Annotated in this window: 10 protein-coding genes; 4 read left to right on the top strand and 6 right to left on the bottom strand. The window is 52.2% G+C overall.

All coding sequences use genetic code 11. The features are described 5' to 3' along the window. Positions 1-132 precede the first annotated feature (132 nt). Positions 133-1056 carry a haloacid dehalogenase-like hydrolase gene (locus HYT77_00150; GenBank protein ID MBI2066410.1) on the bottom strand — a complete coding sequence of 308 codons (924 nt, stop codon included), beginning with the start codon at positions 1054-1056 and terminating at the stop codon, positions 133-135. A gap of 362 nt (positions 1057-1418) precedes the next feature. Between HYT77_00150 and HYT77_00155 the strand changes: the two genes are divergently transcribed. Further along, the gene (locus HYT77_00155) at positions 1419-1793 is read left to right on the top strand and encodes a hypothetical protein (protein ID MBI2066411.1); all 375 of its coding nucleotides are present in this window, start codon (positions 1419-1421) and stop codon (positions 1791-1793) included. 59 nt (positions 1794-1852) lie between these two features. After that, positions 1853-3562, top strand: coding sequence for a DNA polymerase/3'-5' exonuclease PolX (gene polX / locus HYT77_00160; protein MBI2066412.1), 1710 nt, complete (start codon positions 1853-1855; stop codon positions 3560-3562). Between the two features lie 3 nt (positions 3563-3565). Here the strand turns inward: polX and HYT77_00165 are convergent, their stop codons facing one another. From HYT77_00165 to HYT77_00185, 5 genes are all read right to left on the bottom strand, one after another. Next, positions 3566-4240, bottom strand: coding sequence for a response regulator (locus tag HYT77_00165; protein ID MBI2066413.1), 675 nt, complete (start codon positions 4238-4240; stop codon positions 3566-3568). A 165-nt stretch (positions 4241-4405) separates the two neighbouring features. Next, complete coding sequence (locus tag HYT77_00170; GenBank protein MBI2066414.1) at positions 4406-5671, bottom strand: hypothetical protein; 1266 nt, start codon at positions 5669-5671, stop codon at positions 4406-4408. A 96-nt stretch (positions 5672-5767) separates the two neighbouring features. Then, positions 5768-6391, bottom strand: a complete 624-nt coding sequence (locus tag HYT77_00175) for a cyclase family protein (GenBank protein MBI2066415.1) — start codon at positions 6389-6391, stop codon at positions 5768-5770. Between the two features lie 48 nt (positions 6392-6439). Then, positions 6440-6820: an endonuclease domain-containing protein gene (locus HYT77_00180; GenBank protein ID MBI2066416.1), complete on the bottom strand. Its 381-nt coding sequence runs from the start codon at positions 6818-6820 to the stop codon at positions 6440-6442. An 88-nt stretch (positions 6821-6908) separates the two neighbouring features. Further along, positions 6909-7652, bottom strand: coding sequence for a 3-oxoacyl-ACP reductase FabG (locus HYT77_00185; protein ID MBI2066417.1), 744 nt, complete (start codon positions 7650-7652; stop codon positions 6909-6911). 93 nt (positions 7653-7745) lie between these two features. Here HYT77_00185 and HYT77_00190 point away from each other — a divergent pair, with 93 nt between their 5' ends. Together HYT77_00190 and HYT77_00195 are read left to right on the top strand one after the other, a co-directional pair. Beyond that, the gene (locus tag HYT77_00190) at positions 7746-11111 is read left to right on the top strand and encodes a proline dehydrogenase family protein (protein ID MBI2066418.1); all 3366 of its coding nucleotides are present in this window, start codon (positions 7746-7748) and stop codon (positions 11109-11111) included. After that, entirely contained in the window at positions 11108-11563 is a 456-nt protein-coding gene (locus HYT77_00195) for a phosphatidylglycerophosphatase A (protein MBI2066419.1), read from the top strand. Before HYT77_00190 ends, HYT77_00195 begins: the two co-directional genes overlap by 4 nt. Positions 11564-11638 lie beyond the last annotated feature (75 nt).

Here is an 11638-nt window from a genome sequence, read left to right on the forward strand (position 1 = left end):
TAAGAATCCTCCTCTTTTTTTTAAAAAAACTACCTCGCGTATCGATTTCAAACCCCTAAAGGTGCTTCCATAACTTTCATGACAGATAAAAGTGTACTCTTTGGGGGTACACTGTTTTTAGGGGAAGCGGCCTTAAAAGGCCGTCTGGATCAACCAGCCGTTCTTTTCGGCGTGGCTCCTGGTCTCAGGATTTCCGGAATCAATCAAGAGGGAGATTTCGGTGGCACTCTCCATCATTGCAAAATCGGATGGACTGTCGCCGGCGACAAAATTGGGGATCCGGCCGATCTGTTTCAAAATCGCCTCGAGCTTTCCCGGCCCCATCGGTTGGGGGTGGACCGGATCAGAGGTCAGAATTCCATTCCTGACCTCGACCGCCATGCCGATAAAGTTGTCGACGGGTAGCTTAAGTTGTTCGAGCACTTTTTGGATAATCCATCGTGCCGAGGCGGAGACGACCCAGACCTCGACCCCCACCTCTTTCATGAGCCGCATTAATTGTTCAATCTCCGGATAGAGACGGATCCCTCGTTTTACATGAAGCGGGTGTTGGTCCGCTGGATCTGTACGAATCTCTTCCTCGGTAATCGCTCTCCTCAACTCCTCTTTAATTGCCTGGCCCGTCAGCTGATACATCTCTCGTTCAGAGAGCCCGGCAAAGACGGCAACGACCCAGGGATAGGCCGCCTTGGAACCTTCTTGTTCAATCCGATGATAGTAGGCCCCTAGAATGGCCTTCTGATATTTTCTATAAAGAGGATCTTTTCGACGCTGTTCGGGTGACAATGGGAGGAGGCGTTTGACCGCCTCTTCGATGAGTTTAGCTTCGTATCGTTCCCCGATATGTTTATAGAGCGATGACGAATAGGCCAGCTTCATATTCTCGGCAAGGTAGTGGAAGACCGCCTCACCGACGTCGTTCTGAATAACGGTCTTGTCGAAGTCGAAGATCGCCAGCGGTGGTTGTCGACCATTTCCCGGTTTGGTTACCTTGCCAAGCCAGTTCTCCAGCCTCTGTTTCGTTTTTTCTGACCAGAGACCATTGAGTTGTGACACGAGATCTCGATAGCATCCTATCCGGCCCTTGCCAAGGCCTGGGCCTTCTCTTCCAAAAATTTTTTGAAAAAAACGCGAAACCTCTTCCAAGGTAAACCGATAATTACCCCAAGACAGAGTTAACTATGGTTAAACTACTCGATGTCCTTCCTCAGCGCGGCAAAGCCTTTTCTATCCTCGAGAGTTGTTTTGGGCGTTTTCGGTGGGGGGTGTTGGATCCCGCAAGCGTTGTCTTCGAAGAGTCTGCGCAGGGCGTCGTTGCCAGATGTTTGGTAGACCTAGGTAGGAAGAGGAGTGTCTTTGTCAGGGCGGAGGTCACTGATTCAATAACCAGCCTCTCTCTGAAATTAAGATGTGGTACAATGCAAGCAAGAAGTCGGTGGATCTCTGCCTATTTTGACCGTACTCATCCCGGTAGCCCCCTGCTGATGTATGGTAAGGGGACAAGGCGACCGACAGTGAATGAGTCTCAATCTATTTATGCGGGATTCTCCCGACCCGATTTATTGGGGCAGGCCCCTGATGCTGTGTTGGAAGATCTGACGCAGTGGCAACCACGAGAGCTTAGTGGAAAAGCACTTGATGAGGCACTTACGTGGCTTGCTCTCCCGTCAAGCCCTGGTTGGAAAACGACAGATCCCGTTGAGTCGATGGTCTCCGGGGTCATACGAGCGTCACGTATGCAGGTTGCTCGCGAGCTCCGGTGGACCGACAGTAGTTTTAGGGGTAATTGCTAAATATCCCCCATCAAAAATCATTGAGAACACCTCCGATTGCCTGTTAGAGTCTATTTCCCGTGGAAAAAGAGACCGTCGTTTCTATCCTTAATGAAATCGGCATGCTTCTGGAGCTCTTGGGAGAAAATCCGTTTAAGGTTCGTGCCTATCACAACGCGGCTCGAACGTTGGAGGGGCAAACGGAGTCGGTTGAGGAGTTGGTCAGGAGCGGCACGCTTCAAGAGTTATCTGGCTTTGGTGAGGCGTTGGTCGAGAAGGTGACAACCCTGGTTCAGACAGGTCGCCTCCCTTATTACGAGGAGTTAAGGAAAAAGGTCCCGGCCGGTCTCCTGGAGATCATCAAGATAGCGGGTGTTGGCCCCAAAAAGGCGAGCGTCCTCTACAGAAAGAAGAAGATTGATACCGTCTCCAAGCTGAAGATCGCCTGTCTTCGGGGGGAGATCAGGGAGTTGGAAGGTTTTGGGGAGAGGAGCGAGAAAAAGATCCTGGAGGGGATCACGCATCTCGAGAAATATGCCGAGAGGCGTCGTTATGATGAGGCGCTTGCGGCGGCCCTCCCGCTTTTTCAAAAGATAAGGAAACAGCCTGACGTTATCCGGTGCGAGCTCGGGGGCTCATTGCGCCGACATCGGGAGACGATTGGGGACATCGACATCCTTGTGAGTACAAAGAGGCCTCAAAAGGTGATGGCCGATTTTGTTGCCCTGCCGGAGGTTGATTCTGTCATCGGGCAGGGGGAGACGAAGAGCTCTGTCATTTTGAAGGAGAGCGGGATGCAGGTTGATCTCCGTTCCGTCTCCGATGACGAATTCCCGTTTGCGCTTCATCATTTTACCGGGAGTGCCGAACACAATACCGAGATGCGGAACCGGGCCAAGGAGTCTGGTCTCAAACTGAATGAATACGGTCTTTTTAAGGGGGAGAGACGTCTCCGATGCAGAAGTGAGGAAGAGATCTTTGGCCGATTAGGACTCGCCTACATCCCACCGGAGCTCCGCGAAGGGATGGGGGAGATTGAGGCGGCGAGTCAAAATAAGATCCCGGATCTGGTCCAGGGAAAAGATATTCGCGGGGTTTTTCATGTCCATTCCACATGGAGTGACGGAACGGCCTCTCTGGAACAGATGATTGCAGAGGCAGAGCGGCTCGGATTGGAATATGTTGGCCTGTCGGATCACAGCCAGTCGGCCTACTACGCGGGAGGACTCAAGCCGGATCGGCTCTCCTTGCAACAGAGGGAGGTTGAAACGCTCCGGAAGAGATTCAGGATCAGGATCTTCTGGGGAGTTGAATCGGATATCCTGCCGGACGGCTCTCTCGATTATTCCGATTCGATTCTGCAGCGGTTTGATTTTGTAATCGGTTCGATCCATTCCTCGTTTAACATGCCGGGTCATGAGATGACTGCGCGGATCATCAAGGCGCTTCAGAATAAGTATTGCACCATCTTGGGACACGCGACGGGGAGGCTCCTCCTTCAAAGGGAGGGAATACAGGTTAACATGAGACAGGTGATCGATGCCGCCTCGGATTACGGTAAGGTGATTGAACTCAATGCGAGCCCCCATCGTTTCGACCTCGACTGGCGATTTGGTCCTTATGCGAAGGAGAAGGGGGTAAGGATATCGATCAATCCTGATGCCCATTCTGTTGATGGTTTGTCGGTCTATAAACTCGGTGTGGGGATTGCCCGAAAAGGGTGGTTTACGAAGAAGGATGTCTTGAATACGATGGTGGTGTCTCAGATCGAGAAATATCTCGGGACTTAAACTTTATTCCTTCATGAGCTCGAACAGCGCCTTTTCTAGGGAGTCGTGATCTCCCTGAATGGAGGCGATGACGGCACGGCACCAGGATTCCTTGGCCGCGCGTCGGATGATCGCTACCTCCTCCTTCCGAAGAGGCGGCTCACAGTAGGAGAGAAAGATTCGCTTGGCCCCCCTCGCATCGACCTCCCCTTCTGCCTTTTGGGGGAGTTGACTCACGATGGAGAGCGGTACGGTTTTCTTCTGAATCAGGGAGTTGAGGTCTTCCGGCTGTTTCTCCTGTTGGGGCTCATTGGTCAGCAGGCGGGCATAGGATTCATCGATAAAATGACGGATCCTCTGTTTGTCCCATGGTTTTTCAAAAAATGCGGTAACACCAGCCTTCCGTTTTGCCTCCTCCTTTAAGGGGGCACTCGAATAGGCGGAGAGAACGGCACGGACCGTTTGGGGAGAGACCTTCTGGACCTCCGACAAAAAGTCGATACCGGAGATCTTCGGCATACTGAGGTCGGCCACTACAAGAAAAATTGCATGTTCCTGGAGGATCTGAAGACCCTCCTCCGCTGAGGGGGCGGTCAGGACGAGCCAGTCTCCCCGGAAGGCATGTTCGAAGAGGAGGCGGTGCGACGGCTGGTCATCGACGTACAGGATTGTGGCGTCGTTGGAAGGGAAAAGGCCCACGTTGATATAATCGGCAATAACCCCCTTCAAGTTGCGTTAGTGTCGTGTCCCATAAATTCCTTTATGCGGCGTCGCCCTTCGTCGGGCATCCTCGACGTACTTCCAAGTACGCCTCCGGTGCCCTTCTCAGGGCTCCTGGCCTAAAGAGAATTTATGGGACACTCATTAAGAGTCGGGGAGGATCGGTTCCACAAGAAAGGCGATCCGGACGAGTTCCTGCAGATAAGACTGCAGGAGGGGGGATGGCTTTTCGGATAGCCCAAAGATGAGGCAGTGACCATCGGCGCATCTTATATCAACGGTTGGCGCGAGATTGTTAAAGGGTAATCCGCCATCGTGGGGCACCCCGCTTTCGGAGTGTAACAGATTGACTGCATTGATTAAGTCAGGGCCTGAGACCTTTAGAGAGACCGAGGGCACTTCGTCGCTATAATCGTACCGTACATCGAGGAGGGCTGACCTCAAATCGTTGGGGGGATAGTCATCTGAAACTTCTATCGTCACAACATCATCATTGAGCGAAAGGAAGGAGGTATCACTGCCTTGTTCCATGGTGCCTACAAAGCTTTCGTAATTTAAGGCAAAGTCGGGAAGCTCAGTGTTTATCTCTATCTCCTGGACCGACCAGAAGCGATACTCGCACATCTCCCTCTTTTCCTGATCAAACGAAGGCCCCCAGTAGATCAGATACTCGTCCGATTCGAGTCGTTCATTCCCTTCCTCAAAGGGACGATCGGGGAATTCCTGTTCCCACAGGGAAGGGGTGAGTGGCAATGCCTGAAACTGGTTCATCGGGATACGTTTTTCGTTGGAGAGGACGAGGACTGTTGTCCCCTCGGACGCCTCGGTTCGACAGACGAACAATTGAGCTCTATCCGGAATTGGGTCGGGTCTCTCCGGCCACTCCCAATGGGGATCTCGCACGGTTATTTTTTTGCGATATTTTGGTATTTCGATTTCAGGAACAGAACGGTTTTCTGTCTCCGCGGGTTGGTCGGTAATCCTTTTGGGATTTTCTTTGTCCAATCCCAACTGGAGAGAGCCAAAGGCAAGCAGGGCGAGGCCCGTGGCATGAAAGGGACGACTTTTGAAATAAAACCCCAGGAAGAGTGCCGCCCCGCTGAGCAACAGATCAGAGGCGATCAACAGATGTTTAACCCGCCGGACAGCCGCCTCGGTGACTGCATCGATAGCCTCTCCTTCTCTTCCGGAGGCCTTAAGTTGACCCCAGTGGAATGATGAGGCGGCCAAAAAAAGCCCTGAGGCGAGACGAATCGGCTTATTGCTTACCGCGATTCCGATGCCGAACGAGGCGACGGCAAAGGAGGCGGTCACTGCCTTTTGTACTGTTTGTGAAAAAGAGGAGAGATCGGAGACAACCGGGATTGTTGCCAGCAGGGGATAACCGGCACTTTGTTCAACATGACGCATCTCTATTCTTGATATCGGCAGGAGGGGGCGAGAGTTGCTTTTTAACTCACCCCTTTCACCCCTTCACGGCAACCATGATGGTCCATGAAGGGTGAGTTATGGGAGCGCAACCTTCGCCACAACCCTCACGGGGGCTCCGTCTGCCTCAAGTTTTATGGGGAACGCAAAAATTTCAAAATCATCCATTCTGATTAACGATTCCAAATTTGTCATATTTTCGATAATCAGGATCTCTTTTTGCAAGAGGAGCTTGTGGATCTCAAATGGATCAAAATCGGGGCTTGGGGTGTCAAGCCCCAAGAGTTTAATTTTAAGATCGACGAGCCTTTGGGCAAAGCCCTTCGTGACTTGGGGAAATTTTTCATAATATTCCTTTACACCAAATTTTTTTGACCAAGCGGTGCAAACGAGCATGATCTCACCTTGGGGAACATTGTTTAAAAGGGGGAGATCTATTTCTGACTTCCCCCGTGCGTCGATCAGCAACCCTCTTCCACAAAATCGTTCCACAGGGATTTCTGAGAGTCTTCTCCCACCCGAAATCATATGGATGGGGGCATCAATATGGGTCCCAACGTGAAGGCTGGTTTTTATCAGTTGACCGTTATAGCCATCATTATCAAGTGTCGCTTTTTGTGTAAATTGTGGATCGGTATCCCCCGGCCAAACTGGCATTTTGGGGGCAAAGGTGTGGGAGAGGTCGATCAATCTGTAGTTCATAACTCACCCCTTCACGGCTATCACTTAGCCAACTGCCCCTCTCTTACACTAAGAGAGGGGCCTCGTGCACAGAGAGGAGAAAACCTTGCGTATTTTTGTCAGAACGTCTTCAATATTTTTCAGTACTTCTTGGTTCCAAAATCGTATTACTTTAATATCCTCTGATTCTAGAAACAGTGATCTTTCCTCATCAATCTTTCGGACTTCTTCAATTTGATGATGGGCACCATCCAGTTCAACAGCAAGGCGGCAGGCAGGAGAGAAGAAATCAAGTATGTAGGGACCGACGCTATATTGCCGATAAAATTTTGTGTTGAGAATTTGCCGATTTCTCAATTGCTCCCATAGAATTTCTTCAGCATCTGACTGCTTAATCCGCAGCCTCTGGCGTCGTGGTTTCAGGATCGGATTGTTGTACTTGTGCTGTATAACTCACCTCTCCGGGGCGTCCTGGCTCCCTCTCTTAATGTAAGAGAGGGAGCATGGCAACCATGATGGTCCATGAGGGTGAGTTAGGCTATCCCCCCATGGTGAGTCCGCCAGAGACCGATAGTACCTGACCGGTGATGTAATCAGCATCAGCGGAGCAAAAGAAGGCAACCCCGGCGGCAATCTCTTCCGGTTTTGCGATCCGTTTGAACGGGATGATCTGAGAAAAGACCTCTTTGACCTTCGGGTTGATCGCCTCTTCATAAAGTTGGGTGTCGGTTGGACCGGGACAGATGCAATTTACAGAAATTTGATAACGGGCCACTTCACGCGCTAATGCCTTGGTAAAACCGATCACCCCGGCCTTGCAAAGTGAATAGACAACCCCCTGCATCTGTCCGACACGCCCGGCGTCGGAGGAGAGGTTGACGATCTTCCCTCCCTTTTGTTTTGACATCTCTTTAAGAACGGCTTGTGTAACGAGAAGCCCCGTCTTGGAATTAACAGCGATAACCTTGTCCCAGTAATCTTCATTCTCTTCCATAAAGAAAGTGGGAAGGGCCCAGCCGATGTTATTGACGAGAATATCGATCTTGCCGAACTGCTTGATAACGTCCGCAATGCTTCGATCCACTTCACTCTTCTTGGTACAGTCGGTTTGGAGGAACAGACCACGGATCTCTTTTGCAACGGCCTCACCCGGCCCCGGTTTGAGATCGAGGAGGGCGACCTGGGCCCCCTCCTGGCCAAGTCTTTGACAAATCGCCTTTCCAATCCCCTGGGCCCCGCCGGTGACGATTGAAACTCTTCCTTTTAGTCGCCCATTGGTCATAGCTCCCTCTTAAAGGTTAAACTTGACAGAAGGCCCCCCCTCTTAAGGTAAGAGGGGGGTAATGGCAATCTTGAAGTTTACGGTGGGGGTGTTATGAGCAGCATTCTGCTGGAACAACAAACCCAAACAATCGGCCGCCGACTTTTGGGTTCGATGTCTCATCGTTCCTGGAATCTTCGTCGCCGCTTTCTCGATCGGATGATGGAGGCGTCCATGCAAAATGAGGAGGTTCGTGGGGCGCTCCTTCGATTTGTCGACCTCCTCCCGATTCTGAAGACCGATGGGCAGGTTTTAAGGCTCCTCAAAGAACATATGAATCCGGTTCGGAGTTTCCTCCCCTGGCGCGTGAGGTTCGGGATTGAGTTCGCCTTGACCCGTTTGATTCCAAAAAAGATTCGGGCCGCCGCGGTTCGATTGGGCGCGGAACTTTTTGCGCGTCAGTTCATTGCGGCGACAAACTTTCAGCAGGCGGCGGAGGCGAGTCGTCGTCTCCATAAAAAGGGGTGGAACGTTACATTTGATATCCTGGGCGAAGTGGTTACGAGTAACAAACTGGCTCAGCAGTATTGTGACCAACTCTGCGAGTTGATGCGTGTCTTGAGGCAGTCAGGGGTGACGGACATCAACATTGCCGTCAAATTTTCCGCCTTTGACTCGGAGCTTCATCCTGTCAATTGGGAGGGTTGTATCGGCAAGATCCAGGCCTCTTTTGAAAAGGTGCTTGAGGTGGCGGAAGAGGTCGGGGCGTATGTCTGGGTTGACCCCGAAAAGCATGAGACTCTCGAGCTCTGTCTTGAAGTTTTTCAGAGGACGTTGGCCAAAGAGGGTCGTTACGGCAGATTCCGTCGCGTCGGTATCGGGCTTCAGGCCTATTTAAAAGATGCCGGGGTAAGGGCCCAAAGGTTGCTGGAATGGGTCGGTGCACGCGGGACCCCCATCGGTATCCGCCTTATCAAAGGGGCGTATTGGGATTATGAGGTGATGCATGCGGGTGAGATGGGATGGGAGATACCGGTTTACACGGAGAAGTGGCAGAGTGACGCCTGTTTTGAGCGGTTGACCGATTTCCTTCTGGATCATGCCGATTCCTTTGATGTCGCCTTTGGGACACACAATGCGAGGTCCGTTGCCTGCGCGATGGCAAAGGCGGTGGAGAAAGGATTGCGGGAGAAGATCGAATTTCAGGCCCTTTATGGAATGGCCGATTCACTCAAGGAGGCGATTGGGAAGGAACGGTATCGACTTCGTGTCTACACTCCGTTTACGGTCGACAACCAGTACCTCCCCGGGATGTCTTATCTGGGACGTCGGATCCTCGAGAACACCTCTCAAGAATCTTTCCTGCGGCAGGCATCGGGGACGAGTCTTGATCCGGGGCCTTTGCTCAGTCCCCCTCACTTGAACAGAAAAGTTTCTGTGGTGCCGGCGGTTTTTGTCGACGACGGTTTGGGAGGGTATCGTCCCTGTCCGTTCGCGAATTTTGCCCTAAAAGAGGTACGTCAACAGATCGCCTCTGAGGTTACCAAGCAGTCGATTCCCTCTCTCCGCGAGACCGCACCGGACGAGATTGACAGGATTGTCTCCACGGCCAACGGCTCATTTGATCTCTGGAAGGGAAAGTCGGTGATGGAACGATCCGATATCCTTCTCCAGGCTGCCAGCCTGTTGGAGCAGCGCCGTTTTGAGTTTGCCGCGATTATTGTCAATGAGGGGAATAAGTCATGGCGGGAGGCGGACGGGGATGTTGTCGAGGCGATCGAGGCGCTCCGTTTTGCCGCTTGGGATATCCGTCGACTTGAAAGGGAAGGGTACCTCAATTTTCATGAGTCAGCAGGTCCGACGGTTGTTATTTCGCCATGGAACTTCCCGCTCGCGATTCCGACGATTGGCGTCTCCTCCGCCCTCGCTGTTGGAAATACGGTTATTCTGAAACCGGCGGAACAAACACCGTATGTAGCGAACCGGCTGGTTCAGCTCCTTCATGAGGCCGGAGTGCCTCAAGCGGTCTTGTCAGTGGTCGTTGGTGGTGGGAGGGCGGGAGAACGGCTTGCGGCAAATCCGGCGGTCGCTGTGATCGATTTTACCGGTTCGGAGGCGGTCGGTCGGGAGCTTTACAGCTGGGCTTGGCAGAAGAAGGTGATCAGCGAGATGGGGGGCAAGAATGCGATTATTGTCTCCTCAACTGCCGATCTGGATGAGGCGGTGGCCGGGGTCGTTGAGTCGGCCTTCGGTCACAGTGGACAAAAATGTTCCGCCTGTTCACGCGTGATTGTGGATGACGATCTGTACGAAGAGTTTGTTGGAAAACTCTTTGATGCGGCGGTGTCGCTCTCCGTTGCGCCGGCCAAGGAGCCTGGGGCTCGCGTGGTCCCGTTGATCGACGATGAGGCGAAAGAGAGGGTTTTAGAATTCATTCAAAAAGCACCTCAGGCGGGACGCCTCCTCTTGAATGGGGCCGAGGGCTCCTTTTCAGATCCTCGCCTCGTTGGTCCCACTCTTGTGGTCGATGTCGATCCCCGGAGTGAGTTGGCTGAAAAGGAGATCTTTGGGCCGGTGCTTGCGGTTTTCCGCGGTGGCCGAAATCTCTCCCGAATGATTGAGATGGCAAACGCCTCACGTTACGCGTTAACGGGTGGGCTCTTCACGAGGAGCCCGGTTGAGAGGGAAAAGGCGATTCGCGAGTTCAAAGTAGGGAACCTTTATATCAACCAAAAAATCACCGGGGCCCGGATTGGGGCCCAGCCGTTTGGTGGTTTCAAGAGTTCCGGGGTCGGCTCCAAGACTGGTGGGCCGGACTACCTGCTTCAATTTATGAAGACGAAATCATCGACACTGAAAAGTTGGATCGGTGGTGACAGGATTCCAGGACTTCGCCACGAACCGGAGTGGGAGCCGGTGCGTCGCGCCATCCTGGAACTTTGGAAGCGGTCTGATTTGGTCGACGAAGCGATGGAGCTGCTCAATCATTTCCCCGATTATCAGTTGACGCAGGTCCAGCTTCCAGGACAGACCAACCTGCTCAAGTATGAACCTTTGGGGAAAGGGATCCTGTTGGTCGATGATACCGCTTCTGCCAAAGAGATCCTCATGACGATTTCGGCCGCCTTGATCTCCGGCAACCAGCTCCGGATTCGTGATTTGGGAAAGGTCCCAAAGGGGCTTGATGAGATTGTGAATCGATTCCGAGAGGTCGGTATTGGTGAAGAGACGCTTGCGATTGATCCGGCGCATTCGATCGAAGATATCCAAGGGGTACGTTTTGTGATGACGGTTGGGAAAGGGATCACCCCTCAAAGATTGGCCTCTCTCGTCAGAAAAGATGTGACGATTCCCTATCTTCCCCGTTTGGTGTTGGAACCGGTTTCTCTGAAAGATCGCGCGACGCTTGAACAACTTCGCTGTCCCCGCTCCATCTGTGTCGTGACGTCGCGACACGGGCATCTGGAGTCGTTTTGGTGAAATCTTTTATTCTTTTCATCGCAACCGGTTTCGGAAGCGGGTATATCCCCAAAATACCCGGGACCGTTGGGACGTTGGTTGGATTACTTCTTTTTCTCCTCTTGAAGGATTTGTCTCCTGTTTCCTATGGGGTGACGCTGATCGGTTTTATTTTTCTCTCGGTTTGGGTAGCAACCGTTGCCGAATCCTGCTTTCAAGAAAAGGATTCCCGCAAAATTGTTATCGATGAAGTGCTCGGCTTTTTGGTGTCAATGGCGTTTGTTCCGTTTTCATGGCCAAACCTTCTGGCGGCGTTTATTCTGTTTCGTCTCTTTGATATTTCAAAGCCGTTCCCCTGTCGCCTTATTGAAAGACGCCTCCCTTCCGGCTGGGGGGTTGTGGGGGATGATGTGGTCGCCGGGATTTATGCAAACCTCGTACTTCAGATTTATGGTTTATTGACTTTCAATTAGCAGGATGTTGACAAAGGCCCATCTACTTCGTTGGCTGCTTCGGTCGCTCCTCGACGTACCGGCAAGTACGCCTGC

The sequence above is a fragment of the Deltaproteobacteria bacterium genome (genome assembly GCA_016180855.1).
In the GTDB taxonomy this organism is placed as follows: domain Bacteria; phylum UBA10199; class UBA10199; order JACPAL01; family JACPAL01; genus JACPAL01.